General features: G+C 30.4%; 36 protein-coding genes and 1 pseudogene. 2 read left to right on the forward strand and 35 right to left on the reverse strand.

What is annotated here, in order from left to right; translation table 11 throughout:
• Positions 1–412 precede the first annotated feature (412 nt).
• The 18 genes and pseudogenes from HW275_RS04205 to truA form a co-directional block, all read right to left on the reverse strand.
• Positions 413–1,294: an aldose 1-epimerase family protein gene (locus tag HW275_RS04205; RefSeq protein ID WP_178935388.1), complete on the reverse strand. Its 882-nt coding sequence runs from the start codon at positions 1,292–1,294 to the stop codon at positions 413–415.
• Positions 1,295–1,325: 31 nt separating this feature from the next.
• Entirely contained in the window at positions 1,326–1,655 is a 330-nt protein-coding gene (locus tag HW275_RS04210) for a type II toxin-antitoxin system PemK/MazF family toxin (protein ID WP_178935389.1), read from the reverse strand.
• The gene (locus HW275_RS04215) at positions 1,649–1,897 is read right to left on the reverse strand and encodes an AbrB/MazE/SpoVT family DNA-binding domain-containing protein (RefSeq protein WP_178935390.1); all 249 of its coding nucleotides are present in this window, start codon (positions 1,895–1,897) and stop codon (positions 1,649–1,651) included. The genes HW275_RS04210 and HW275_RS04215 overlap by 7 nt, the downstream gene beginning before the upstream one ends.
• A gap of 140 nt (positions 1,898–2,037) precedes the next feature.
• Positions 2,038–3,864, reverse strand: coding sequence for a molecular chaperone DnaK (gene dnaK, locus HW275_RS04220; protein WP_178935391.1), 1,827 nt, complete (start codon positions 3,862–3,864; stop codon positions 2,038–2,040).
• Positions 3,865–3,942: 78 nt separating this feature from the next.
• A complete protein-coding gene (grpE, locus tag HW275_RS04225; RefSeq protein ID WP_146997462.1) occupies positions 3,943–4,527 on the reverse strand; it encodes a nucleotide exchange factor GrpE in 585 nt (194 codons plus the stop codon).
• A 21-nt stretch (positions 4,528–4,548) separates the two neighbouring features.
• Entirely contained in the window at positions 4,549–5,559 is a 1,011-nt protein-coding gene (gene hrcA, locus HW275_RS04230) for a heat-inducible transcriptional repressor HrcA (protein WP_178935392.1), read from the reverse strand.
• A 234-nt stretch (positions 5,560–5,793) separates the two neighbouring features.
• Positions 5,794–6,306 (reverse strand): hypothetical protein, encoded by a 513-nt coding sequence (locus HW275_RS04235; RefSeq protein ID WP_178935393.1) that lies wholly within the window; start codon positions 6,304–6,306, stop codon positions 5,794–5,796.
• Between the two features lie 53 nt (positions 6,307–6,359).
• A complete protein-coding gene (locus HW275_RS04240; protein WP_178935394.1) occupies positions 6,360–6,971 on the reverse strand; it encodes a lysozyme inhibitor LprI family protein in 612 nt (203 codons plus the stop codon).
• Between the two features lie 44 nt (positions 6,972–7,015).
• A complete protein-coding gene (locus HW275_RS04245; protein ID WP_178935395.1) occupies positions 7,016–7,264 on the reverse strand; it encodes a hypothetical protein in 249 nt (82 codons plus the stop codon).
• Between the two features lie 449 nt (positions 7,265–7,713).
• Positions 7,714–7,977: pseudogene (locus HW275_RS04250) on the reverse strand (N-acetylmuramoyl-L-alanine amidase); the annotation flags it as partial.
• Between the two features lie 113 nt (positions 7,978–8,090).
• Positions 8,091–8,708 (reverse strand): lysozyme inhibitor LprI family protein, encoded by a 618-nt coding sequence (locus tag HW275_RS04255; protein WP_178935396.1) that lies wholly within the window; start codon positions 8,706–8,708, stop codon positions 8,091–8,093.
• Between the two features lie 960 nt (positions 8,709–9,668).
• Positions 9,669–10,505, reverse strand: a complete 837-nt coding sequence (locus HW275_RS04260; RefSeq protein WP_178935397.1) for a VanW family protein — start codon at positions 10,503–10,505, stop codon at positions 9,669–9,671.
• 2 nt (positions 10,506–10,507) lie between these two features.
• A complete protein-coding gene (locus tag HW275_RS04265) occupies positions 10,508–11,044 on the reverse strand; it encodes a YqeG family HAD IIIA-type phosphatase (RefSeq protein ID WP_178935398.1) in 537 nt (178 codons plus the stop codon).
• A 25-nt stretch (positions 11,045–11,069) separates the two neighbouring features.
• The gene (locus tag HW275_RS04270) at positions 11,070–11,738 is read right to left on the reverse strand and encodes a hypothetical protein (protein ID WP_178935399.1); all 669 of its coding nucleotides are present in this window, start codon (positions 11,736–11,738) and stop codon (positions 11,070–11,072) included.
• 40 nt (positions 11,739–11,778) lie between these two features.
• Positions 11,779–12,465 (reverse strand): N-acetylmuramoyl-L-alanine amidase, encoded by a 687-nt coding sequence (locus tag HW275_RS04275; protein ID WP_178935400.1) that lies wholly within the window; start codon positions 12,463–12,465, stop codon positions 11,779–11,781.
• A gap of 148 nt (positions 12,466–12,613) precedes the next feature.
• Entirely contained in the window at positions 12,614–12,850 is a 237-nt protein-coding gene (locus HW275_RS04280; protein WP_178935401.1) for a hypothetical protein, read from the reverse strand.
• Between the two features lie 246 nt (positions 12,851–13,096).
• Positions 13,097–13,564 carry an N-acetyltransferase gene (locus tag HW275_RS04285; RefSeq protein WP_178935402.1) on the reverse strand — a complete coding sequence of 156 codons (468 nt, stop codon included), beginning with the start codon at positions 13,562–13,564 and terminating at the stop codon, positions 13,097–13,099.
• A 169-nt stretch (positions 13,565–13,733) separates the two neighbouring features.
• On the reverse strand, positions 13,734–14,486 hold the full coding sequence (gene truA / locus HW275_RS04290; protein WP_178935403.1) for a tRNA pseudouridine(38-40) synthase TruA: 753 nt from the start codon (positions 14,484–14,486) through the stop codon (positions 13,734–13,736).
• A gap of 341 nt (positions 14,487–14,827) precedes the next feature.
• On the opposite strand from truA, the gene HW275_RS04295 reads away from it, so the two are divergent.
• Positions 14,828–14,977: a hypothetical protein gene (locus HW275_RS04295; RefSeq protein ID WP_178935404.1), complete on the forward strand. Its 150-nt coding sequence runs from the start codon at positions 14,828–14,830 to the stop codon at positions 14,975–14,977.
• Between the two features lie 39 nt (positions 14,978–15,016).
• Here HW275_RS04295 and HW275_RS04300 read toward each other — a convergent pair whose 3' ends face one another.
• The 9 genes from HW275_RS04300 to HW275_RS04335 all read right to left on the reverse strand — a co-directional run bounded on the left by HW275_RS04300 (position 15,017) and on the right by HW275_RS04335 (position 20,610).
• Positions 15,017–15,961 (reverse strand): hypothetical protein, encoded by a 945-nt coding sequence (locus HW275_RS04300; RefSeq protein WP_178935405.1) that lies wholly within the window; start codon positions 15,959–15,961, stop codon positions 15,017–15,019.
• Positions 15,962–16,186: 225 nt separating this feature from the next.
• Positions 16,187–16,714 (reverse strand): hypothetical protein, encoded by a 528-nt coding sequence (locus HW275_RS04305; RefSeq protein ID WP_178935406.1) that lies wholly within the window; start codon positions 16,712–16,714, stop codon positions 16,187–16,189.
• 109 nt (positions 16,715–16,823) lie between these two features.
• Complete coding sequence (locus HW275_RS12375) at positions 16,824–16,949, reverse strand: hypothetical protein (protein WP_255460013.1); 126 nt, start codon at positions 16,947–16,949, stop codon at positions 16,824–16,826.
• A gap of 105 nt (positions 16,950–17,054) precedes the next feature.
• Positions 17,055–17,270, reverse strand: coding sequence for a ribbon-helix-helix protein, CopG family (locus HW275_RS04310; RefSeq protein WP_178935407.1), 216 nt, complete (start codon positions 17,268–17,270; stop codon positions 17,055–17,057).
• A gap of 10 nt (positions 17,271–17,280) precedes the next feature.
• Positions 17,281–17,703 (reverse strand): hypothetical protein, encoded by a 423-nt coding sequence (locus HW275_RS04315; protein ID WP_178935408.1) that lies wholly within the window; start codon positions 17,701–17,703, stop codon positions 17,281–17,283.
• A gap of 123 nt (positions 17,704–17,826) precedes the next feature.
• Positions 17,827–18,384 (reverse strand): hypothetical protein, encoded by a 558-nt coding sequence (locus tag HW275_RS04320; protein WP_178935409.1) that lies wholly within the window; start codon positions 18,382–18,384, stop codon positions 17,827–17,829.
• A 20-nt stretch (positions 18,385–18,404) separates the two neighbouring features.
• Positions 18,405–18,728, reverse strand: a complete 324-nt coding sequence (locus HW275_RS04325; protein ID WP_178935410.1) for a universal stress protein — start codon at positions 18,726–18,728, stop codon at positions 18,405–18,407.
• Between the two features lie 147 nt (positions 18,729–18,875).
• Entirely contained in the window at positions 18,876–19,859 is a 984-nt protein-coding gene (locus HW275_RS04330) for a glycosyl hydrolase 108 family protein (RefSeq protein WP_178935411.1), read from the reverse strand.
• 16 nt (positions 19,860–19,875) lie between these two features.
• The gene (locus HW275_RS04335) at positions 19,876–20,610 is read right to left on the reverse strand and encodes a hypothetical protein (RefSeq protein ID WP_178935412.1); all 735 of its coding nucleotides are present in this window, start codon (positions 20,608–20,610) and stop codon (positions 19,876–19,878) included.
• Positions 20,611–20,685: 75 nt separating this feature from the next.
• Between HW275_RS04335 and HW275_RS04340 the strand changes: the two genes are divergently transcribed.
• Complete coding sequence (locus HW275_RS04340; protein ID WP_178934344.1) at positions 20,686–20,988, forward strand: hypothetical protein; 303 nt, start codon at positions 20,686–20,688, stop codon at positions 20,986–20,988.
• A gap of 117 nt (positions 20,989–21,105) precedes the next feature.
• On the opposite strand, the gene HW275_RS12380 is transcribed toward HW275_RS04340, so the two are convergent.
• From HW275_RS12380 to HW275_RS04380, 8 genes are read right to left on the reverse strand one after another with little or no spacing between them, the layout of a single operon-like run.
• The gene (locus tag HW275_RS12380) at positions 21,106–22,005 is read right to left on the reverse strand and encodes a hypothetical protein (RefSeq protein WP_255460014.1); all 900 of its coding nucleotides are present in this window, start codon (positions 22,003–22,005) and stop codon (positions 21,106–21,108) included.
• The gene (locus tag HW275_RS04350) at positions 22,006–22,746 is read right to left on the reverse strand and encodes a hypothetical protein (RefSeq protein WP_178935413.1); all 741 of its coding nucleotides are present in this window, start codon (positions 22,744–22,746) and stop codon (positions 22,006–22,008) included.
• Positions 22,739–23,920 carry a baseplate J/gp47 family protein gene (locus HW275_RS04355; protein WP_178935414.1) on the reverse strand — a complete coding sequence of 394 codons (1,182 nt, stop codon included), beginning with the start codon at positions 23,918–23,920 and terminating at the stop codon, positions 22,739–22,741. The genes HW275_RS04350 and HW275_RS04355 overlap by 8 nt, the downstream gene beginning before the upstream one ends.
• Before the next feature lie 13 nt (positions 23,921–23,933).
• The gene (locus HW275_RS04360; protein ID WP_178935415.1) at positions 23,934–24,311 is read right to left on the reverse strand and encodes a hypothetical protein; all 378 of its coding nucleotides are present in this window, start codon (positions 24,309–24,311) and stop codon (positions 23,934–23,936) included.
• Positions 24,312–24,320: 9 nt separating this feature from the next.
• On the reverse strand, positions 24,321–24,905 hold the full coding sequence (locus tag HW275_RS04365; protein ID WP_178935416.1) for a hypothetical protein: 585 nt from the start codon (positions 24,903–24,905) through the stop codon (positions 24,321–24,323).
• A complete protein-coding gene (locus HW275_RS04370; protein WP_178935417.1) occupies positions 24,902–26,038 on the reverse strand; it encodes a hypothetical protein in 1,137 nt (378 codons plus the stop codon). Before HW275_RS04370 ends, HW275_RS04365 begins: the two co-directional genes overlap by 4 nt.
• Positions 26,038–26,373, reverse strand: coding sequence for a hypothetical protein (locus HW275_RS04375; protein ID WP_178935418.1), 336 nt, complete (start codon positions 26,371–26,373; stop codon positions 26,038–26,040). Before HW275_RS04375 ends, HW275_RS04370 begins: the two co-directional genes overlap by 1 nt.
• Positions 26,370–26,963, reverse strand: a complete 594-nt coding sequence (locus HW275_RS04380) for a phage baseplate protein (protein ID WP_178935419.1) — start codon at positions 26,961–26,963, stop codon at positions 26,370–26,372. Before HW275_RS04380 ends, HW275_RS04375 begins: the two co-directional genes overlap by 4 nt.

A 26,963-nucleotide genomic window follows, 5' to 3' on the forward strand; every position in this document is an offset into this window, starting at 1 on the left:
TTCACAAATTATAGTAAAATCACTCTAAAATACAACTCAAAAACTATAATAATTCTACTAAAATTTTATATTATTTAATCTTATGGTTAAATCACAAATTATTGTATTTTAAAACTTAAATACTTCTAAGCAGGCTTATTAAACTAAATAATAACAACATTCCAAACGATACTGAACCTACAAAAATTATAAATTTTTCAAATTATTTTTTAGTACGTCCAACATTTTCACTTCCTTCTATTATAATTCCATAAAAATATTTTCAACTAATGGAATTTATAATTTTTTAGTTTACATTAAACCTTAAATATCATACTAAAAATATAATCATTTAATAATCAGTTTTAAAAATTAATTGAGTATATTATAACCTAAATTTTCAATAAAACCAATATAAATTTGAAATTTTTCGTTATTTTTTTCCTTCCACAACTAATTTTGCAAAAAATTCTTCTCCATCTTTCAATTTCAAAATTCCAATTTTTTCTTCCAATTTCCCGCTCGCACTTTCAAAGTCAGAAATTCCATACCAAGGCTCTATACACACATAAGGAGCTTTCGGCTTGCTCCAGAATGCAATATAAGGAAACCCTTTATACTCAACACTAAGCTCTTTAGAATTTTTACTATTTTTTATCGTAACTTTCTCTGATTTCAAATCATCAAATACTATTGCATCATCATCAAACACTGTTTCAGTTATCTGCAATTTATTCTCATTATTCAAGCAATCAACTTTTTCATCAAAAACTAACCCATTATCAGTAAGTTTATATTTCTGCGAAGTTTCATTTTTCTCAAATTCCAAATAATAATCACTCAATTTTATATCATCATTTACATCAAGTGCAAATGCAGGATGTGTCCCAAGCGAAAAATACATATCAGAATTATTTTTATTAACAACATTATACCCAATTTCCAAAGTATTTCCAACAATTGTATAAGTTATAAACAATTCAAACTCAAACGGATACTTCTGTAAGGTTTCTTTATTAGAAGAAAATCTAAACTTCAAAGAAGTTTCATTTTTCTCAACCAGTTCAAAATCCTCAGTTCGAGCAAATCCATGCCGTGTAGAAATTTTATATTCTTTTCCGTTGTAACTATAAGCCCCATTTTTTATAGTCCCAACAAACGGAAACAGCACAGGTGAACTGGCAGCCCAAAACTCAGGCTTTCTGTCCCACATAAACTCTTCTCCATTCACTTTATAACTTCGTAATTCCGCTCCTCTATCCGCAACTGCAATTTCAACATTCCCATATTTTAAAGTATTTATTGTACTTTCCATCTTTAACACATCCTCTATAAAGAATTTATTTCTATACAACCTCAATCTCAAACCCAATAACTTCAGATACCTTTTTTAACAGATCTTTTGGTAATTTTTCTATATATTTGTATCCTCTTTCATAAATATCCATTGCACGAACATGTTCACAGAGTATTACACCAGTTATATCTACTCTTTCATCTAATTCTACATGTAGTGGAAATTCTTTCGATGTGTTAGTTATTGGACAAACAATTGCCATTTTAGTTTGATTATTATATGTGTTGTTACTAATAACTAAAGCTGGTCTATATCCTGCCTGCTCATGCCCTTTATTTGGATTAAAGTTTATTTTTATTATATCCCCTTGTTTTACCATATTTCTTTACCAACCTCATTATCCCAGTCTAAATCTATTTTTTCATATTCACCATCATAATTTAAAAATAATTTCTCAATATTGCTCAATTTTTCTTCTACTTTTTTTATTTTCAAGCAATTTTCCCCTTCTTCAATTGAAATACTGTCATTTACTTTTAAATCTAACATTTCTAACATTTTTTTAGGTATTCTGATACCTTGACTATTTCCCCATTTTTTTATTTTTGAAACCTCTGTCATAACAATTTCTCCTTTTCAAAAGTATATCCATAGTATATACTTTTTTCGTAAAAAAAACAATTATTTTTTACAAAAGAAGGAGAACTAATTCCCCTTCCTCCACAATATTTTCTTTTACTTCAATTTTTTATATTTCTTAATTAATCCACAACTTCCGCATCTTCCACATCGTCAGCACCAGAGTTATTATTTTCTCCAGCTGTTTCTCCGCCTTGTGCTGCTTGTTGTGCTTGAGCTGCTTCTTGGTACATTCTTGTTGCGAAACCTTGAGAAACTTTTGATAATTCTTCAATTGATTTTCTGATTGCTTCTACATCGTCGCCATCTTTTACTTTTTTCAATTCTTCTATTGCTTTTTCGATGTCTTCTTTTTCAGTTCCTTGAAGTTTAGCTTCATTTTCTTTTATTGTTTTTTCTGTTGCAATTACCAATTGATCAGCTTGGTTTCTAACTTCAACTAATTCTTGGAATTTTTTATCTTCAGCTTCGTGTGCTTCGGCATCTTTTTTCATTTTTTCGATGTCGTCTTTAGACAAGTTAGAACTTCCAGAAATTGTTACTGTGTTTTCTTTTCCAGTTCCCAAGTCTTTTGCAGAAACGTGTACAATTCCATTTGCGTCAATGTCGAATGTTACTTCAATTTGAGGAATTCCTCTTGGAGCTGCTGGGATTCCTTCCAAGTTAAATTCTCCTAATTTGTGGTTGTCTGCAGCTTTTGCTCTTTCTCCTTGCAATACGTTGATTGATACTGCTGGTTGATTATCAGCCGCTGTTGAGAACACTTGTGATTTTTTAACTGGCACAGTTGTGTTTCTTTCAATTATTTTAGTAAATACTCCACCTAAAGTTTCAATTCCTAATGATAATGGAGTTACGTCTAATAACAATACGTCTTTAACGTCTCCCATTAATACTCCACCTTGAATTGCCGCTCCTGCCGCAACTACTTCATCAGGATTGATTGATTTGTTAGGTTCTTTTCCTAAGAAAGATTTTACCCATTCTTGAACCGCTGGAATTCTTGTAGAACCTCCAACCAGCAATACTTCATTAATTTCGTTAGGGCTTAAATCAGCATCTTCCAACGCTTGTTTTACTGGCCCTTTAGTTGCTTCAACCAAGTCTTTTGTCAATTCATCAAATGCCGCACGAGTTAATTTCTTTTCCAAATGTTTTGGTCCACTTGCATCCATTGTAATAAATGGTAATGAAATTTGTGTTTCTAATGTAGTTGATAATTTTTTCTTGGCATCTTCTGCTGCATCTTTCAATCTTTGAACTGCCATTTTATCGTTTCTCAAATCAATTCCAGTTTCTTTTTTAAACTCATCAGCCAACCAGTCAATGATTTTTTGGTCAAAATTGTCTCCACCTAAGTGGTTATTTCCAGAAGTTGAAATAACTTCCACAACTCCATCCCCAATTTCAAGCACAGATACGTCAAATGTACCTCCACCCAAGTCAAATACTAATACTTTTTCTTCTTTTTTCTTGTCTAGTCCATAAGATAATGCAGCCGCTGTTGGCTCATTTATAATTCTTTGAACTTTAAGTCCTGCAATTTCTCCAGCATCCTTTGTTGCTTGTCTTTGTGCATCTGTAAAGTATGCAGGCACTGTAATTACAGCTTCTGTTACAGATTCTCCCAAGTAAGATTCAGCATCTTTTTTCAATTTTTTCAATATCATGGCTGAAATTTCTTGTGGTGTATAGTCTTTTCCATGAATATTTACTTTATAGTCTGATCCCATTTGTGTCTTTATTGAAATTACAGTCGAATCAGGATTTGTAATAGCCTGTCTTTTTGCAATTTCCCCTACAATAATTTCTCCATTATCCTTAATATTTACAACTGACGGAGTAGTTCTCCCACCATCAGAATTTGGTATAATTGAAAAGTTTCCACCTTCCATAACTGCCACGCAGCTGTTTGTTGTCCCTAAATCTATTCCTATTATTTTACTCATATCTATCATTCTCCTTAATTATCAAATATTTTATTATAATTTTTTTCAAATTTATTTATTTTTAAATTTCATTTTTTACTATTTCTTATTAACTGTTACCATCGCAGGCCTTACAACCTTCCCTTTCATCTTGTACCCTTTCTGGAAAACTTGCACAACCATGTTGTCATCCAGTTCTTCTTTGTTTTCAGTAATCATTGCTTTATGTTCGTAAGGATTGTACTCTTTTCCAGCCGCTTCAATTTCTTCCACGCCTTCTTCAGTCAATAAATGCTTCAAATTATTCAAAATCATATTAACTCCTTCGATTAATGAATCAAAGTTTTGACTTTCCTTCGAGGCGTCAACCGCTCTTTCCAGATTATCTATATTGTCCAGCAATTTAACGACAATTTCTTCAGAAGCGTATTTTCTCATTTCAGCAACTTCATTTTCTTTCCTTTTTGCAAAGTTTTGAAATTCAGCTAACTTTCTTGTGTATGAATTTTTCCATTCCTGAAGTTCAGCTTCCAATTTTTTTACCTTATTGCCACAATCATCAGAAGTTTCCTCCATACTTTTTTCAGCGGCTTTATTTTCTGCATTTTCATTTTGTTCCTCAACCGCCTCATTTTGTACAGCTTCACCTTCCAAATTTTCCTTTTCCAAATCTTTTTCCGACATTTAAAAAACCCACTCTCCTTCTTATTTATTTTTTTGATTTAATAACTGATTTACTTCTTCTGCCACATATTCAACGAGTCCAACCGTCTTTGAATATTCCATCCTCTTTGGCCCAATCACACCAATAATCCCCTTCGCATTATTAAGTGTGTAAACCGAAAACACAAACGAAAAATCCTCAAGTCCTGCGATTTTCAAATCTTCTCCAAAAATCACATTCACTTCTCCATCCTTAAATTCCTCCATCTGCAAAAACTGTGAAAACACATTCCGCAAATCATTCGGATTATTAAACAGTTTTACTCGGTTTATAAGGTTCATTACATCGGATGCGTTATTTTCAATTAAATTCGTTCCCCCTTCAAAAAATAATTTTCCTTCATCGGAAATTCCATTATCCTCGAAATCGCTTTGCAAAAATAAACTTGTATTTGTGAAAAAATCCTTCAAGTCAGACAATGTAAAATACTGACTATTTGCAATTTTCTCATTCAAAAAACTATTTATTGCTTCCACTTCATTTTCAGTTACAGGTTTTTCCAGAAAAATATTCAGATTTTTTGTAAGGAAAGAATTCATTACAACTACGGCAAGTACAGTCGTTTCATTAATATGCACCAGTTTTACTTTTTTTACACCTTCCTGCGTAAACGCCGGCTCTAATACAACTCCGGCATATTGACTAATTTTTGACAATAACCTGGATGTTTCCTCAAATATCATATCAATCTGATTCATCCGTCTATTGTACGCCTGCATGACTTTCGCCTTTTCCTCCTGAGAAATATCCCTGATTTTCAAAAGCTCATCGACATACAGCTTATATCCTTCACTTGTCGGAATACGCCCAGAAGATGTATGTGTTTTTGCAATCAGGCCCTTATCTTCCAAATCTGCCATTGTATTTCGAATAGTCGCCGAAGACACTCCAATATTATACTTCTTCTCAAGTGTCCGTGATCCCACACTCTCACCAAATTCCAGATAATGCTTGATAATAGCCTTTAAAATCAATTGCTCCCTATCATTCATCTCGGCACCTTCCTTTTTCTTGTTAGCACTCTCTGTGTTAGGTTGCTAACTATAGATATATAATATTACATTTTTTAAAATTTGTCAACACTTTTTTTAAAATTTTTTCATTTTTTCAGAAAATTTTTTATGATATTAAAGGAAGTGCTATAAATACTGAACTTTTTTAAGTTTATTTTTTAAATTTTTTTATTACAAAAAAATAAGGCTGTCAAAAAACAACCTTTTTTAATTTCAATTATATAATCTTTCATTTAATTTATCTGGAAAATCATAAGTATTGACATAACCTGCTCCATCTACATACCAATTACCATCTATATTTACCATTTTTACATAAGTATTGTGAACATTTCGAGATCTCAACAATACATATCCTGTATCTTCATCATAATATATTGCTTTATACCCACCATTTGTATCTGGAGCTTGTCCAGTTAATACCCAGTCGGCATCCATAGGTACTCCTAAATAATCCTCTGGTATTCCTTCACTCCAATCAGCATTATTATTATATTCAACCAACTGTCCATAAATATCTCTAAAATCTTCCGTAATATTTTGATTTTTCAAAACCCAATTATCTTTATTTTTATTTTCACTTCTAACAGCATAGCCATTAATAAAATTTTCTGCCACTTTTTGTGGTGTATTACTATTACTTGACACTTTCTTTTTTGTAGCACTATAACTTACTACATTTATTGTTAAAATTAATGTAATTATCATTAAAATTAGTTTTTTCATAATTTAATTCCTCCTAAAATTTATTTATTATTCTATAATTTTTAATAATTTACTTAATTATGTAAACTATCATACATTCTTGCAAGTTCTATAGTCCGAGCTTTTACCATATCTATTTTTGTTCCAATTTTTCTTAACTGAACTATACTTCCACATCCATTTTCTCCTTCTTCTCCACATTCTTCATATATTATTTTTTTGGTTTTATTAACCATTCCTTTTAACCAAGCTCTTTCCTCGTTTCGTAATTTTGTTTTTTGACTGTCTGGCAACTCTGACATAAGAAGTTTATAAACTTTATTCAATTCTTTATCCCATGCTTGATACGCCGCTTCAGCTTGATAATACATTTGACTATCAGAACCATCGAATCCTGTATCTTGAACTGAACTCATTCTATTCATCAATTCAGCTTCATAATTTGTCCTTTTTTTAGCAATTACTGATGCAGATGTTTCTTGTGAAGTTGTTACTTGTGCCATTTGTTGCTGTTCATTTTGATTTTTTATCATTTCCTGTTTTGTCTTTTCTTGCTCTAGTTTCACCTTTGCCTGCAGTTCTTGAGTTTTTATGTAAGAGCTGTACATCAAAAAAGCTCCTCCTAGAAAAAATGTAAATATTACAACACTTGCTATAATAACTATTATAGTAATTTTTTTATTCATAATTATTTTCCTTTCATTATTTTTATATTTTGGATAAAATAGATTTAGTCATATAAATTATATAAATATGTTGCTCCTGTAAAATATAAATTTCTGTAACCATTTCCTTCAAAATACACTCTGTAAACACTTCCATATGAAATGTCTTCAAAAACATAATTACTAAAATTAAACCTTTTCCCTGATTGTAAACTTATGCAAGTATCATCTTCTATTACTTTACATTCTTCAACATATCTTGAAAAACCAAGAACACCAAATAATAACAACATTCCTAATATTAGTTTTTTCATAAATTAATCATTCCTTTATAAATTTTATTACATTTTGAAAACAAATCATCTCATAATTTTAATTTTATGTCTAATTTTTCCTAAATAACAAAATCAGCAAATTTTTTTCCAAATTTTCAATATATGAAAACTAAGCCTTTTATATTATACCCCCCCCCGTTTGATTTTAATTTCAAAAACATTAAATAAAAATTAATTTAAAAAGAAAATCAATGTTTTTTTACATTTTTTCATATATTTTAAAACAAAATTCTAAATAAAATCACATTTTATCATAACTTTAAGTATCTTTTAAAATAAAAATACCTTAAATCTAAAGTCAAATCTTATATTTTCTAATTATTTTTCTCAAAAAAAAGACTATTTTAGCCTAATCACTAAAACAGTCCTTATCTTTACATATTATTAACTTTAATTTTTTTCTCTTATAAAATTCAGAATTTTTTATTCTATCTTTCTCTGAAATACTTATCAATTCCATTCACAATTCCTTTTACCATTACATTTTGAAATTCTGGAGAAGCGATTTTTCTATCTTCTTCAGGATTTGTCATAAATCTCATTTCTAGTAATGTATTTGTAACTGTTGACCAATTTGTGCCTATTAAATCATCTCTATAGGAAACTCCTCTGTTTTTAAATCCTGTTGATTTTGTGTATTCTAATAAAATTGTTCTTAAAAATCTGTCGTTTGATTTCTGCACTTTTTTCAGTGTATTATTATCGCTTACTGATTTCTTTTTTGTAGTACCATAACTTATCACGTTTAGTGTTAAAATAAATATAATTAACATTAAAATTAATTTTTTTATTTTTATATCTAAATTTAATTACCATGCAATTCATCATACATCTTAGCAAGTTCTATTGTCCGAGCTTTTACCATATCCAGTTTTGTTCCAATTTCAATTAATGTAGCCAATGTTCCACATGCCATTCGTGTTCCATTTTCATCTAATCCGCAAGAATCATCTAATTCTCTTTCCACTGTATCAATCATTTTTTTCAACCAAGCTCTTTCCTCATTTTGTAATCTTGTTTTTTGACTGGCTGGCAACTCTGACATAAAAAGCCTATAAATTTTATTTAATTCCTTATCCCAAGCTTTATATGCTCGGTTTGCCTGTGCGCCCATTTCTCCATTAGTCCCATCAAAACCTATATCCTGAACTGAACTCATTCTATCCATCAATTCAGCCTCATAATTTGTTCTTTTTCTAGCAGCCGCTGATGTTGAGGTTTTCTGTAAAGTTGTTACTTGTGCCATTTGCTGCTGTTCATTTTGATTTTTTATCATTTCCTGTTTTGTCTTTTCTTGCTCCAACTTTACTTTTGTCTGTAATTCCTGTGTTTTTATACCAGAACTATATGCCAAAAAAGCCCCTCCTAGAAAAAATACAAATATTGCAATACAAACTAAAGTTATTGCTTTTTTTCTATCCATATTTTCTTTCCTTTCTACTTTCCACTATCTTTAAAATAAACTTCCATTTATCCAAATTAATCTTGGATTATCTGTACTTTCTTTCCACAGTAATAATTTTTTCTTAATTCAATTTCTCCTTTATAAATTTCATCATTTTTTCCAATCAAAATATTTATTATATTTAATTTTTAGATTCATTTTTACCAAAAAATCAAAAAAAAATATTTTTCAAAATTTTGAACAAAAAAACTAAGCCTTTTATATTATATAGTATACCCTCTCCATGTTTGATTTTGGTTTCAATATAATTAAATAAAAATTGAATTATTATTATGCTTTTTTTATTTTTTGAAACAAAATTCTAGATAAAGTCATATTTTTTTATAATTTTAAATATCCTTTAGACTAAAAAAATCTTATACTAAACTCCATTTAAATAACGAATTTATTACAAACTTTTCTAGCAAAGGATAAAAACCTAATATTTTCAAATAATTAAAATATAATTTTTACTTTTTAAACAGAGTCTAGTATAAACTAATCTGTCAGAGCATTTTTTTGTGCTGACAAAACTTTTTGAGCATAACGAGTTTTTTGTCAGTGCATAAAAATGTCATAGACTAGCCATAGGTTATTGCGTAGCAATCTTGCCACAATTTTAATTATTAGGACAAACCTTTACTGCAAGATAAGGTTTTGCGACAATGAGCAATCCTACAAAAATAAAAAAGAAAAAAGTCGAATGATTATGAAATAGCTATTAAGTAACCCTGTTATAAAAATTTATTCCTATTTTCAAAAGGGGTTAGTATTAACTTATAAAATCACATCCTAACTAATTTTTCTAAAAAAAGACTGCCTTAGTTATAAAACACTAAAACAGCTCTTATTTTAACATATATTTAATTATAACACTTTTAATTTAATTTTTTTGAAATATACACAAGTATATTAGATTTATTCGACAAAACTAGAATTCTAATCTCTTATCAGTTCTTTCGGAATTAAATTGTAATCATACATAACCATTGAATTATTATCCCAAATAAGCTCTTTGCTTAACAAATTTTCTGTTGACTTTTCAATAGCGTTTCTATAAATTTTAGAACTTCTATAATATTTATCGCCTTTTTTTCTAAAATGATGATTTTCTTCAACTAATTCATATTTCAAAGGGAATTCAGCTTCGCTCCTCAATTCCGCTTTTAATTTACCAGCTTCACACCAAACAAATAATTGAATATTCTGATTGGAATTATTTTTAAATCTATAGTCAATATAGTTATAAGAAACTGATGTCCCTGAACTAAACGGTATTCGGTTTTTTTCTGCACTTGGATCTAGTGCATCCGAATGAGTATGAAGTTCTACTATTTCTAATGGACTATGCAGAACTAACCAATTTATTGTATTTCCTAAATTGCAAAGTCCTCCACCAATTCCAGGCTTCAGTTTGTTTTTAGATATTACACGTCCAGCTTTGTACCCTTTTTTCTTTGTAGCTTTTCCTACTGTTTTCCAAAAAGAAAATACTTCGCCTGGACGGATCAGTATTCCATTAATCCTGTTGCTGGCTAATTCTAAATTTATCGCTTTATTTTCTTGAAGTTTTGGATCTATTCCTTTTCCTTTTCTTATTATGTTGGAACTATGACTTGAGACAAGATTAGGTAATTTTTCTTTGCTCCTAGTTTTAGCAAATTTTTCTTTTGAAAAAAAGTCCTTTAAATTACGTTTTATAATTTCCTTATGTAAAGAAATGCTATAAAAAAGTGGATTAATATCACAAAAATTTCTCCTTTTTCGCTTTGACATACTTAAACCTCCTCTTTCACGATATTTCCAATTCTATGTTGACATGCCTTATTTCTTTTATAAAACATAAGAATTATTTTTTCAATCTGCCTTTTTTTACCTATTTTAGTTTCATTTTCCTTACGTAGATATTCTACAAGTATGCTTGGTATTCCGCTTTTATTTGCTCCCCATATATCTGTAAAAATCTGATCTCCTATAACTGCCGCTTCTTCTTTTTTTAATCCCAATTTTTCTATAGCTTTTAAATAATTAAGCGTAGCAGGCTTTTTTGCATCATATATATAAAGTGAATTAATGTTTTTAAGAAATCTTTTAACTCTCTCTTCACTGTTATTTGATAATATAATCGTTTTAAAACCTATTTGCTGTATGTATTTAAACAGCTCATCCACTTCATCTGTTGAATCATCTCCATGATGCACTAATGTATTATCTATATCAAATATTAAACCTCTATACCCTTTACCGTATAATTTATCATAGTCAATGGAAAAAACATTTTTAACATATTCATATGGATAAAAAATTTTGAACATTTACTTCTCCCTAAAAACTCATTTTTTAATTTCTTATGTATCTGCACACTTTATTAATTTGCTCTTCAAAGGTTCCGTCAAACTTATTTTCAAAGAAAGCGCTTCCAATTGTAAATGCCCATGGATTAGCATTTTTCAATTCATCAAGCCTTTCATAGCCGTTTATGCTTCCAGCTATGCACACTGGAGCCTTTATTTCCAAAACAAAAGTTTCATTAAGCTTTTGTGCATTCCCAGTATATCTGTATCCTAAAAGATCAAATCCATAAACACCCTTTTTGAGATATTCGCCGGCTTCCTTAATAATCTCTTCTATTTCTCCTTCCAAAATTGACGGACGCTCTGTAACTTTTCCGACAAATGGCATGTATTTTAAATTATTTTCCTTACAAAATTTATTAATAGAATCAAAAAATACAGTTCCCATAAGAACGTTACAACCACATTCCACTGCAATCCTGGCTCCTTCAAGCCCTCCTTTTTCTGTATATTCTACAACTTCCAAAAACGTAATTTTACCGCATTCCTTCATATATTTATATAAATTTTTCATTTTATCTAACGAAAGGGACTTTTCTTTAAGTCCCCAAAATTTCGCTTCTGAATTTTTACACTGTTCAAAAATTTCATGAGCATTGTCCACTGTTTCATCATTATAGGTGAGCATCACAATTAAATTTAATTTATTACTCATATAATTCCTTTCATACTTGCCTTGTTACTTCAAAATTTAATTATCTTTCCCTAAAATATTTTTCAATCCCGTTTACAATTCCTTTTACCATCACATTTTGAAAATCAGAAGAAGCCATTTTTCTATCTTCTTCAGGATTTGTCATGAATCCCATTTCTAGCAATGTATTAGTTACTGTTGACCAGTTTGTTCCTGTCAAATCATCTCTATAGGAAACTCCTCTGCTTTTAAATCCTGTTGCTTTTGTGTATTCTGATAAAACTGCTCTTGAAAATCTGTCGCTTGATTTCTGCACTTTTTTTGTATGTGGATTATTAGGTGATGATGTGAGTACACTTGCTCCTCTTGTGCTGCTTCCTGCCGCATCTGCATGCAATCTTATATAAACCGAGCATCCTGCCTTATTTGTCATCAATGCTCTTTCCTTGTTGCTTATATTTACATTATTCGTTTCTCTTACCATAAATACCGAGTACCCTTTAGCTTTCAAGGCATCCCTCAATTTCAATCCTACTTCCAGAGTCAGCTGGTATTCTGTCTTTTTCGTAGCAACTCCTTTTGTCCCGTAAGCCACTTTGGGTTTTCTCTTTTTTGAACCAGGCGCTATTTCTTCTGTCTGCATATTCCCTTTCGCCTGATGCCCCGGATCAATGCACACTTTTTCAGCCGCATTCATCAATCCTGCTATACTGCTTAATAAAATTGCCGCTTTAAATAACAGTTTCATAATTATCTCCTCTTTTCCAATATTTTATTATATTTGTTTTTCCAAATTTCTTAAACATCTCAATTTATCACAATAATTTAATTTTTTTGTCTGGCAAAATTGCTAAAAATTATCTAATTTTTTTATACAATTAAATTATAAAACTTTTTTAATAAAGGTAAGATGATCCTGTGAAGTATAGATTTCTGTATCCATTCCCTTCAAAGTATACTCTATAGACATCTCCAATTCTAAATCCTGAAAATGGGTATCCTCTAAAATTAAATCTTTTTCCAGATTCAAGGCTCACGCAAGTATCCCCCGATACTATTCTGCAACGTTCCACATATCTTGAAAATCCAAGTACACCAAATAATAAAAATATTCCTAATATCAATTTTTTCATAATTAATCACTCCTCTATAAGTTTTTTTGAAATGCAAAATTGAGATGCTTAAATCTATTTTATGATTGACTTTTGCCAAACATTCCAATCATAAAATTTTATCAAAATTTTCGATAAACGAAAACTAAGTTATTATAAATTATACCCTGCTATTATTTGATTTTCTTTTAAATTAAATTAAATAAAGTTTAAGCAAAAAATGATATTTAAGTATTCTTAAAGTTTTAATAGGACAACCATAATTCATTACACCATATATCTCATCAAATACCGTTCAACATTATCTCCGTACTCATTATCCAAAGTTCCCACAATTTCAAATCCCAGTTCTTCATAAATTCTTTTCGCAGTAAAATTATCCATATCGACAGTAAGCTCTATTCTTCTTATTCCCATTTCTTTCAAAGTTTCCATTACATACTGAAGCAATATTCTCGCATATCCATTTCTTTCAAACTTCGGCACAGTCGAAACCCCGTAAACATAAGCCACTTCCTTGTCAAAGCTGCTCAAAACCTCAATAACCGACATCAATTCCTCATTTTCATCATTACTCAGCATCGCAAAAACTTTTCCATACTTCGTAAATGGCTTAATATTCCAGTTCCCAACTGTCGCCTCTCCAAAAACCTCATTTTCATGCTTAACAATCCTAAACAGCAAGTCCGAATCCTTTTTCGCATCCAATATCCTAATTTTATAATTCTTTTCCATAAAAATTCTCCTTTCACATATCTAATATAAATTTTTTTAAATAAAACCTAAAATTATATTAAATAATTTGTAATTTATAATAATTTAATAATTTAAAGCCTATAACTTTTTGCTACCTATCTAAACTTCTACCAGATCAATAAGTTTATACATATTATTTTCAATTTTACTAATAATTTACCTTATACAAGTACAGCCCTTCCGAAGCCGCCAAAATTTTCTTGCCGTCAGCATTGGGATTTGCCAATTTTTTCCTAATGCAGTCTTTTCCTTCATTGCCAAAATAAACCGCAAGTGCCGAGCCAATCATAATTCTAACCATCGTTTTTAAAAACCCGTTTCCACAGATTTCCACATTCACCTGCTTTTCTCCAAATTTTTCATCATAATAGCATTTTATATAAAAAATTTCTCTCACGGGATTCCTGTAAGCCTTATCCTTTTTCATAAAACTGCTAAAATCATATTTCCCTACAAAATCATTCATTATTTCTTGAAACTTTTCTGCATCCACATTTTTTCTCAAGCCAGTAACATAATTCACCTCAAATGGCGTAATATCTTCTTCAGTTCTCATAATATACAAATAAGTCCGACTTTTTGCATCAAACCGTGCATTAAACTTTCCATCTGCCTCCTCAATGCCTAAAACTTTGACTTCCCCTTTCAAACATTTATTAATCTGCCTTTTTATCGCCTCAAGCGGAATATTCTTGTCAATCAGAAAATTAGAAACCTGTTCCATCGCATGAACTCCCTTGTCAGTCCTCCCCGACGAAATCATATTTATCTTTTGCGAAAATGTCCTGAAAATAACTTTCTCAATCTCCCCCTGTACCGTTTTCATTGTGTTTTGCCTCTGAAATCCGCAAAATTTACTCCCGTCATACTGATAAATCATCTTCACATTCCTTTTTTCCATTTTTCCCTCTTTTTTCTTTATTTAATACCATTTCCCACTTAACACTTGAAATAATGAATTTATAAGAAATTCTTTTCAGCAAAAAATCAGAACTCCTTGTCATCAAATAATTTACTGTCTAAATGGGTTTAGTCCAATAACTTATTTTAAGATACACATACATTTGCAATCTAAATTATAAAAAAAAGAGCAACTTATGCTCTTGTATCTATCGGTAATTTTTATTCTCAAATGGTGCGAAAGTACGCACTAATCTTAACCACACACTTTTAGAGCGATATTTAATTAACTTCCCTGTACCATTTTATCATAGATAACTTGAAAATACAATGGAGTCGTAAATGAAAAATTTAAAAATCAAAAACTTAGATGAAAAAGATATTGAGAATCTAGAACAAATTAAAATTATAGAGCTGGAAGAGATGAAAATTCAGGATTTAAAGATTTTGAAGATTAAGATTGAAACAGCTATTAAGAATATAGAAAAATAAGAGCCATATTAGGCTCTTTTTTAAAATACAATACCAAGATTATAGAATCCCATTTTTTATTTCTGCTTCTACTATTTTTAAAACTTCTGTAAAATTTGTCACTTTAAATTTTTTACAAATAGTGCCTTGAGAAGGGAGTGTTTTTATTTCCTTCAAATTTTTCAGAGTTAATTTTCCATTTCTTTTTTTATACTCTTTAATTAAAGTTTCAAGTACTCCTTCCTTTGTCCATTTTTCTTCCCTTTTTTTAAATTCATATCCGCAAATTTCTCTTAAATTATTGATACTGCCAAATCTTAACTCAAAACATCCTCGATTATAAATGCAATTGTCGTTTATGTCTCTTGCAGTTGCTCCTTTTACATCTTTGTCCAAATCTCTTGATAATTCTTTATAAATATCAATCAGTTCTTCGTTAGTTACATCAACTTCCGCTTTAAAATGTAAATCTAACTTCATTTCTTTAGCCATTTGTCGCCAAGTTATATTTCCAAAAATTTTCTTTAGTCTTTTATACGAATAATCATATTTGTTTAAATCATAAATTGTTCTTATAATTCCTTCTGCTACTAATTTTTGAATATCTTTAGTTATTTCTTCTTTTGTTTTTTCTGACAAAAACAGATGTTCTGTTTCTTTTTCTCTGCTAATTTTTTTGAAAACTTCTTTCATACTTTTACAATCTAATCTTGCCAAAATTCTTTCACGAGATAAAACTTTTTCCACTTCCATAATTCCTTTTATCCCTGAATCTACTATTTCTTGTAATTCTTTTATTATTTCTGATTCTGTTTTTACATTAATATGTTCTAAATCTCTATCAACCACTTTTAATATCTCACTCCAACTTGGAGCTATATAAGTTCTTAAAGTATTATAAAAACTTCCTCCCAAATCACTTGTATTTTTCACTTTGCCGCTATCAATTAAATCTTGCAGTTTAATTATCAGTTCCTCTCGTTGATATTTCTTTTTTCCCGCCATTTTATTCCCCTTGAAAATATATTTATTATAAATATTTAATATAGTGTATCATTTTTTTATGTTTTGTCAATGCTTTTTTTTGAATTATAAAAAGAGCAGATTTTAAAATCTGCTCTCTCTTTGTTAATAATCTGATTTAGACGCATATTCTTTTACATTCCAGTAGTTTAATTTTTTCATTCCTTTTCCTCCTGATTTTTAATACCTCACCCCCCTTCGATTTGATTAATCTTTTTTGCAAGCTAGTTTTACATCTGCTATTGCGTCTGCTACTGCTGCAAAACTATTTTCTCTCAGATAATTGTGTATTAGTGAAGTATCTTTTAATAATTCTTGCTTTTCTGATTCTGTTTTGTTTTCTAGATTTCTGTATTCTCTTTTTGCAAATTCATAGATAACAAAACTTAGTTCTTCAAATCTTTCTTGTATTTGCAAGTTGTTGTGCTTATCTATTACATAATTTCTTCCTTCGATGTCATTTTCATAGAACCATTTTATTTGCTTTTCTTTTTTTTGAAAAGCATTTTTTATTTCTTCAAACTTTTCTTCTGTAAAATCTTTTTCTGCAATTTTGTTTAATACTTTTTCAAACATTTTAATATATTTTAATGTTAATTCGTTCATTTTGAATTTTTCAAAAAACTTAAATATGTTTAATTTGTTTTCAAAATATTCATCTTTCAAATCGTCTAAATCTTCTCTTAAAATTGTATTTCTCACATCTTCTATTATTTTGTTTTCTAATGTTCTCATTTTTTTCCTCCATTTTTTATTCCCCTTGCCATTTTTTTAAATTTTTGCTATAATTTACATACAGAGAGCCGACAAGGTGGCTCAACTGCATATAATTTAGGTTTAAGCTCTATTTGTCTGTATCAAGTAGAGCTTTTAGTTTTTCTACTGCTTCTGCTTTATCTTTACTTGTTTCAACAAGATTGATAATTAGCTTTATCAGTATTTCATTTTCTTTAGCTGTCATTTCGCTCATCTCTTTCTCCTTTCTGTTCCTTGTCTTTTAACAATCTCCCCCTTTCTTGATATTATTATACTATACTTTTTATCAAAAGTCAACACCTTTAGATAAAAATATTTGTTATTTTTTTAAATAAATTTCTAGTATATTTTTTATAAGTTTATTTCTAGAAATCTCTTGTTTTTCTGCTCGTTCTGTTAGTTCTTCCCACATCTTTTCAGGAAGCGCAACAGAAACTTTTTTTATCTTCATTCCTGGGTCAGCTTTTTTGCGTCCGCTTGTTGCTGGTTTTGGACGTCCTTTTTTTGCTCCCCGAGTTTCTTTTTTTGTTTCCATTTTCTCCTCCTTATATTCTTTTTACAGTTATTTCGCAATAACCAACTTCTTCAAAAGCGCTGTCATCTGCTACGCTTATGATTTCAAATTTTGTACCTGCTGGAACTAACACTTCTTTTTCATAATAACTATCTTCATCAGTCCCCAATACTTCATAATATTCTTCTGCATATTTTTCATCTTCTTCTGTTTCAGCTTCACTTAGTAAATCATAGTTTACTTCGTGAACATCAACTTCATTTATACAGTTAAGAAAATATTCATATTTTCTAGTTGTTTCAACAATAAATTCTCCACCGTTTGTCCAGCTTTCGGCTTTTTCAGCTGTTAATATTTGCCCAACTTTGAACTCAGCTTTATAATCTAAAGCTATTGTTCTTCCTATCCCTTTAACTGTTTTATTTATATTTTTAGCTATTTCATTTTTTGTCATTTTAATCACTCCTCATTCATCCTTTATCTTGATATTATTATACTACACTTTTTATCAAAAGTCAACACCTTTTGATAAAAATATTTAAATTTATTTACAAAAAAAGATAGCCATTTCTGACTATCAATTTATAATCGATTTTATTTTAGCAACAAGTTCGTTTTCAATCGATTCCATATGTGTCTCCACAATCCTTGCAGCTTTTCCATACAAATCTTTTTCCTTAACCCCTTCCTTTTTCAAATCGTCCAAGATATGCAGCAATATCTCTTTTGTCTGCTCAAACTCATCTTTTATCATTTTAGATAATAGTTTATAAGTTGTTTCCTCGATAATATCGTGCATTTCGTTTTCAAAATTAATCATTTTAGAATCAAAGAAAGTTTTGATTTCCTTGCTGATAACATCCCAGTTTTCTTCTAAATGATTATTTTTTATATACTTCAATATACGTTTTTGAACTGCCCAACGCATATCCTGAATTTTTAATATCAAAGCTATTTCCAGCCCTTTGCCTTTTAGAAAATCATTGTTTAATTGATTTTCTAATTTAGCTAAAACTGTTATAGTTTTCTCTTGCTGTTCAAAAAGTTTTTTTTGTTGAGTAATATAAGTATAGCTTATGACACCCATTATCCCCAACTCCACTATAGCTTTTACTTCTTCAAAATTTATCCCCACAATTTGTCCTCTTTTCGCTGCTACAATATGTTTTTGTTACCTTTTTTCTCAAAATCAAAAATTTGTTGAATAAATTCAGACGGAACGAGCTTAGTTTTCAATTCCTTTATGCAAGCTAGAACTGTATCCTCTCCAATTTCTTCGATAAAATTCGGGATCCACTTTCTGTCAATTTCTTTTTCTTTTAAAACATAGCTTTCCAATTTTTCCCAAAATCCATTTGCGATTGCGTCAAATTTTTCTGCTCCTGTTTTTGCCTTATTTACAATTTCATTTTTGTAAATTTTACCTTTTACCATTTCAACTGCCTTGTTAATTATCCAAATTTTTACCATTTTATCCATTTTTATCTCTCCTTTTTCCTTATTTTTGTTAATATCAGTTTTAACGTAGCTAACAAGCCGTTTAATCAATTTTACCTTGCTAGCCAACCATTTATACCAAAATTATTTTTAGCGTTCAAATACAGCTTCTATTGAAGTATTTTTTCATTACTTTAGTTCAAAATGTGGCGTATCGTGCATTTTCCAGTTTCCGCCCCATTCTACGTTAATGTTTTTGGATTTTGCAACTGCCAAGATATGATTTGCAATTAATCTTAATTTCTTGTCGTCATATCCTTCGTTTGATGTAAATTTTCTGTATACTCCATTTTCGATAACTCCGCAAGGAAATATGTCAACTGCATGTCCATATCCGTCAGCTTTGATTTGATGGTTTGATTTTGCTCTTTTGCCGTCACAATTTGTTACAATTCTGCCTGGCTTGCTTCTTCCGATTTGGTATAAAGCAAACTGCTCCTCTGCTGTTCTAGCACCATCAGTGATTCTGAAATCAAATGGGCTGTTTTCGATTGCCACTTTCATAACTTCAACAAGTCTCGGATGTATTTTTTTCATTTTATCCAGACTTGATTGGGCAAAATAATATTTTCTATTTTCTGTATTTTCCTTATCCCAATCTCTTAAATATTTTTCCTTGCTTTCAATTCTATTCATCCAGCCTAAGAAAAATTTCTCTTGCGTGTTATCAGCCTCAACCAAGCCTTTGTAATAAATCCGTTGCAAATTATGATAAACTTCCAAAAATTTTTCAGGATCCACCGAATTTAATGCTTCCAATGTTTTGTTTCCGATTATTCCGTCAACATCGAGATTTGCGTTTGTCAATTGATTTATAGCAATTTGTGCGTTTTTTGTTCCATTTCTGCCGCTGTTTACAGCCCAGTCGCATATAGATAAAGCCACTTTGTCGTTTACAACTTTATCTAATTTATTCCCAAGATAGTATTTTTTTAGATATATGTTTTTTGCAAAATCAATTGTTAAATCTTGCATATCTCCCTTATATCCAAAATCTCTCGCTTCTTCTTCAATTATTCCATATTTTGTTTTTCCACCTTTGTCGTGCTTGTCATCTGAATATCCGCCCTCAACTCTCAGCAGATAGTCAAATATTCTTTCAAATCTGTCCATTTAAATCACTCCTTTTCTAATTTTGAAAAAAATCACTTACATTAAGCTCTAACATCTGATCAATAGTGTATCTTTCAAGTCCTGTAACAGCCATTTGCTCTGCTATGTCAGCAACTTCTATGATGTCCTGTATTTTTTTAGATAAAACTTTTAATTCCGTTCTATTTAGTTCTATAAATTCAACAAGCCCTTTGTCATTTTGTGCTTTCACTTTTTCTATTTTGTCCTGTTCCAGCACCCACATTAATGAAATTTTTAGAGACAATCTATTTCTGTTTTTCTCATTGTTCTCAAATGTATACTTTTTACCAGCTTTTTCAATTTCTATTGTCTGATTTAAGTAATTAGACTTTGCTTCTGCCAAGTCCTGCAAAAGCTTGTTTTTAAGTTCTTTTTTTCTTTCATTCATCAAAGTGTTATCCACTTTCCATTTTTTATTTTCTCTATCCCAGATACTCCAGTCATTTGGCTTTGCAATCCTTTTAACTGATTTAGACTTTTCATCTAAATACTCACCGTCCGCTAAAAAGAGTTTTCCAGCAACAATCTGTTCATATTCATTCATTTCCCTTAATTCGCCTGTTTCTGTATCAATAACAGGATTTACAAGGTATGATGTTGAGAAAACCATTGTTTCTGAATTCCAGTCTGGGAAAAACAAGTTAGGTTCTTCCTTAAATTTTTCGACACCAAGTGTCATCGGTTGAGCTATTAACTCTAAAGAGTTTTTGTCATAAATGTAAATTATCATTTTTTTACCTCCTAATATTTTTTATTATTTATTTATTTGTTTCCAACTCTGTGCAAATTGGAAAATTTACACACAATGGGAAATAATTATATTGAATTTCCAGATGGTCTAATAATCCAGTGGGGAGAAAACTATTTTGAAGGACTTTCAAGTACACCTGGGGCATCTATTACTAAAAATATTAATTTCCCAAAAACTTTTAAACAGAAATGTGTTAATGTCCAAATTTCAGGGATTTACAACTATTCAGATGAAAGTTTGGAAGTTACTTTTGTCTCGTCAAATATCACTAAAGAAAAATTCTTACTGCAAGTAATGCGACAACGTGGCGGCGGTGGCGAAAAAGCTGGATTTTTCTGGACTGCTATCGGGTATTAACTAATAGCAAAAGGAAAGCTAAAGCTGAAACTATATTTAATATTTGCTGTTATAGTTCCATCTCCGACGACTTTGACTTCTCCGTTTTTATTGACTGAAAATCTTTCAGCACGAAGATTATTCTGAATGATTGCTGCCGTACCTTCGAATGCTGAAATTGGAGAAACAGGAAGTTTGCAAATTGTAGTATTTCCGTTTGAACTCACGGGGGAAACGTCGTGAAAATGGAACATAGCGATTATTTCCTATAGTATACCCATTTGCATTTCCGTGATTCACGTTAGTTAAAGCTAAGTTCTTATATTCTGTAATTTTGAATAAATTTTCCACTCTATCTGAAAGTGGTTTGTTGGAGATAGCTCTGAATTTAGAACTTTCGTTATAAGTCAGGTTAGTATTTTCTATACACTCGTAATAAAATTTAGTCACACTATCAAAGTAAAATTTCCCTTTAACTTTGTTACCAGTATCTTGAATATTCCCTCCAAATTCTATTCCCAGAATTTCGGCTAATCGGTTGCCTTCGAGAGCTGTACCCGCTGTTGTGCCATACAATGTACTGTCTGATAAAACAAAAGAATTATTGCTATAATTTAATAAATATTCTTTTTTCTCTTTCAATACTCCTTTATCCAATTTTCTCGCTGAATTTTCTTTAACTCTGTAAATTGGATATTCTACACCACCCAATTTTAAAAATACATCATCGTATTGATTTTCTCTGTCTATTCTGATTAATAATTTTAATCCATCGAATACTCCAAATTCTTCGATTCCAACCAACATTACCTCATAAATATCTTTATTTGTACCTGATGTTCTTGTTGCGTTTAAAGTGTGTACCAGTCCTTTTTGTAAATCGTTCATAATTTGAGCCGTTAAAGTTGTACCGATTTGGCTCGCGGTCTCCTCGCCTTTCCAAATGTGTCTCACTAATCCTGCTCCAACATCACTTGCATTTTCAACTTTGTAAACATCTAAATTAGATCCTACCCAGTCCTTTATCTTTTTTAACATCTATCTTACCCCTTCCTGCGTGATTACATTCATTCTAGCCAAATTACTTTCATAATTTTTTTGCTGCAAAATTTCATCATAAAAACTATCTTCAATATTTAGCATTCTTTTTACTCCTATAAGTGCTCCATTTGAAATATAATTTGCTGTCTGCACTCTATATTTAAAATCAATTGTTATTTCAACTCCTTTCGCTCTTATTTCAAGTAAAATACTTAAAACGCTTTTTTTAACATATGTTGGCAATCTTTTATTCAAAACTATATAAATGCTTCCTGCCTTTTCCTTGTAAAACTGTGTTTCAGATTTTCCTTTAAAACTTCCATTTTTTATATTAAAATCAATATCTTTACTAACGTTCTTTACAATTCCTTCTTTAAAAATAAATATATTTTGTTCATAATTTTCAATTATAATTTTTAATACGCTTATTATTGTTTCAAAAGTCGCATTTCTGCTTTTCCTTGAAATTTCAGCAAGTATTCTTTTCCTGTATTCCTCATCATTTTCTCTTGCGTTTCTTTTCATATTAAATGACGTTCCGAATTTATCTAAAACATATCCAGTTGCTTTCATGATGTCCAGAGATTTTAGTAAATCGTATATTCCTCTGCTTACTTGCCTTATTTCTTCTAAATAAAGCTCAAGCAAAAAATAATTATTGCTTTCTCTATCCCTTTTATACATATGTGGAAATTTATTGATTATTTCATCTGTATATTCTTTGCTATTTTTATACATAAAGCACCTCAATATTATTTTCATTTATCTGGAATTTTTGACCCACAGGAACATTAAAAACTTTATCAAAATTTTGAATTGCAACACTCGATTCTGTTAATCCCATTTTTAGATTAATTTTTCGTATATCATCAATTCCCAAAATTTCTGAATACGTTTTTAAATAGCTGATAGATTCCCCTGTTTTAAGATTATTTATATAGTTCAATATCTCTTGCTTTATTTGTTGTGTCCAACGGTTATCTTTTTCATCAGAGTTCTTCACTTCCAGAACTTCCACTTTAATTAATAATGTGCTGTATTTGATAATGTTATAGATTATTTTTCTCTCAAACACATCTCTTTTCAGTTTCTTTTCAAAAGTCTGTGCATTAGAATCCGCAAGCGTCAATATTCCGTCCGCCTTCAAATCTAATATAGTTTCAAAAATTTTGTCATCAGGAGTTCCTTCGAGAAATATTTTAATAGTTCCAGCTTCTGTTGCTGGCTCTGTTTCAGGATCTAGTATTAATACGTTTTTTACATTCTCCAACGCCATAAGTCCGTTATACAGTGCTGAATGTGTTGCAGTCTGTTCAATTGTTTGCTTTCTTTTTAACCTTGCTCTGTAAAGGCTATCACTTTCTTCATCTGCTCCACCAATTACATCAACATCATTTGTAATCTTAGCAACCCCACCGTATTCGGTTGTAAATGAAACATCACTTGTGATATTACTCTCGTCTCCAATTTCAACTGCCCGAATAAACCCTACTCCGTAATATTCGTTATTATCTAATTTATCCAATGTAACGTTAGATAATAATCTGTATTCTTTTTCAGCATATTTTATAATAGTTTGTGCTGGTATAACTCTATTCTTTTCTCCTGTTATTTTTACCTGTCCAGTTGCATATGCCCCTGGGTTTCGTGGAGTTCTTAATAAAGTTCCAAAGTAATCCAAATATACACCTGTTGACGTATTTAAATTCGTTTGATTATTGAGTTCCAAAAGTTCTTCCCATAATTTTGATAACTCGAACCCTATCGCCTCTGAATGAATCCCCTCAGGAGTGTTAAAATCCAAAGTATACTCATTATCCTGCAATCTTGATTTGTACCGTTTTTCTATATCTTTCATAATATCTGAAAAACTTTTTAACACAAATCCTGTATTTGTTACTCCAAAATCCATTGCTCCCCCTTTCCTAAATTGTCAAAGTTTTTCCATTTTTCAACAATATTTCTACATCGAAATTATAATTTCCAGTTCCATTTTTAAAATCACTTTCAAATTTTATTATTTCTGCCACATCTTCATCTGCCAAAATCGTTTCTTTTACTTGAGTTTCAATATTAAACTTTTCCAGTAAGTTTCCTATCTGCCCGTTATTCTCTTTTCTTTTAATCCAGTAAATGCCTTCACTCCTATGTAAAAACCATTCATTGAAGAATAATCTTAACTTATTCTCAAGCCTTAGCCTTATTTTTTCTATTTCGGAACTTAATACTATGTTTTTGCCCATTACAACATCAATTTCTTTGTTGTCATCTTTTTCAGTTTGCCAACTTTGAATGCTTTTCATTTTTACCTCCTAATCCAACGGCATTCCACCGTTAGTATGAGTCAAGAATGATTTACCGCCAATCGTAGCATCTCCGCTCACTTCCAAATCCCCTTCAATGCTTACTGCTCCGCTTATGTTTATAGAATTGCCTTTTATGGTAACTTCACTATCATTTATTGTTACAAGCGTTCCACCGTAAGCAATGTAGAAGTCATTAGATACATTCTTTTCTGCATCACTTGTTATCTGTCCGACTACGATAGCGTTATTTATGTCAAATTTAGCACTGGAGTTCGGCTCACAAGGTTCAGAAGCGTTACGAGCATTGAATGTATCATGCTGACAAAATGCCACTAAAACTTTATCATTTGCAGACAACGGAGCATTTATTTTACATTTGCTACTCCAAAATATTGGAGCAACCGGCACATTTTCAATCACTTCAACTTCATCACGAGTTCCAAAAAGTTCAGGAATATCAAGCATTTGAATGCTGCAACTCATATTCGAGTTATCCATCTCTACAATTTTGGCTATTGCAAAAGTATTTAAATTATCAAAACTTCCGTTTATCATACTTTCGATATGATCACCTACTGTTTTTTTTCTCATTTGTTGCCTCCTACTCCATAAGTTCTTACAATTCCATCCCAATCTTTTTCTTTTTTCTTTCCACCACTTTTTGTGCTAGTTTTCTTATTATTCTTTTTAGAATCTTTAGAGTTTTTTCCTTTTTCTTTTTTGTTTTTATCATCTTTATCTTTCTTATCTTTTTTCTTAGATGATTTTTCATTTTTACCTTTTTTGCCTGTAACAATCTCAATTTCATTAGCTTTTTTAGTTTCTTCGTCATCAAATTTAGTTTTAATTTCCAATTCTGTGTACGCCTCTGTTTTAAAGTTCATCACGTGCTTGCCTTTTGTAATAAGATACTCCCCTTTAATTTCAAGCTGTTCAAAAGTCTTTTTCAAATCAAGGTTAATTTTGAATCCTTCCTGGAATCTATGGTCAAATATCGCTTTCAAAGTATAAGTTCCGTCATTTTCCTTGACATCTTGAAATCTGTTTGGATCGAACTCTAAAACACCTCTGTTTATCTTATCTCTTGGCTGAAACGTTACAACTCCGTTTGTTATAAAAAATACACTTTTTGTATCTTTTGCAAGTTCCTTGAAAATATGCTTGACATTGTTGTGTAAAGTTTTTCCGTCCTTATAATCAATATCTTTACCAAGTTCTATTGTTCCAGCCTTTAATTTATCCAGCTTTGATAAAATAAGTTTTATAATCGTGCTTGCCTTAGTTCCTTTTCCAGCCTTTAAATTAATTTTTGTGTCCTTGTATTCATCATTATAAGTGTTGCAAATTATCTCAAATTTCTTGTCAGCATTGTTCCAGCTCCCTTTCAAACTTTCGATAATTCCTTTGTAAATAACTCCAATATCCTTGTTTTTTCCATCGTTCCAGTATCCTGCTTCAATAACTACTTCCACGCCTTTTTTTAGTTTCTTAATCATTTCATCTGTTAGGTTGTAGATAACTATTTTGGCAATATTCGTACTCTCGGTAATATCAAACTCTGTTTCTATCTCGAAGTCAGGCGATGAATCGATACCATTTTCAATCTGAAACCTTTCAAACTCAATTTCTTCTATTTCACTTCCGTTTTTCACTTTAAAAGTTACTTTTGCGTATCTATCCCATAAAATATAATAATTATTGTTATTTTGTGTATTTTCAGCCATTAAACCACCACCATAATATCTTGCAACACTCCAGCCGTTTCCGTTGTAAACTCAACATCAAAGCCATTTAAATTGATTGGTAAGGCTATCATCTTAACATTTGGAAATTCCTTATATCTTCTCCTGCATATCAAAAACAAATCTTCATAAGTATTAATTCTCTGTCCAATATGCAAATCCTCGTTATCGCTCTTTATATCCAAATACCAAAGCTCCCTGATGTTATAAATATCCAACGTTGCTACAAGCGTCTTTTCCCCATCATCAAGCAATATTTTATAACTGCTTTTGCCATTTTCTTTGTACGTAATATCAAAGCTATATAATTTTTTCATTCTATAACATCTCCCGCTCTAGGATCAATTTCAAATTCATTTTGCATTGATTCATTCAAATTGACTTCCGTAACTTCCTTGTTCTGTGTACTTGTTTCAGGAACGTATGCTTCCGTTGTTGTTTTTCCGTCAGCTGTAGTAAATTTAAGCAAATTTATTTCTTTCAGATTTATTGAAACCTTAATGTTTGTATAACTTTCGTAATTTTCTGAATAACTTACACTTGTGATTGCGAGCGGTGCGTAAATCTTGTCGAATTTAGTATACATAAACATCGTATAATTTCTTTTCCTTGATTCCTTTACTAATTTTTCAAGTTCATCTTTCCATTCTTTGCCATGCAAAATAACTTCAATTTTCAAAGTATATGGATTTATAAACATATTTTCATTGAAATTATCCTTTAAATAAGATTTATACCCTGTTATCTCATTATCTTGGCTATAATCAGTTGAAAGAACTAAAAGGGGTATAGTGCCTAAAAATCCATTAGGCTTAATACCAAAATATTTCAAATACAGTTTTTCAAGTTTATCTTTCTGAACTTCAAATTCAGCAAACTTTGTCTTCAAAAAATCTAATACTTGCAT

The organism is Leptotrichia sp. oral taxon 223 (assembly GCF_013394795.1).
In the GTDB taxonomy this organism is placed as follows: domain Bacteria; phylum Fusobacteriota; class Fusobacteriia; order Fusobacteriales; family Leptotrichiaceae; genus Leptotrichia.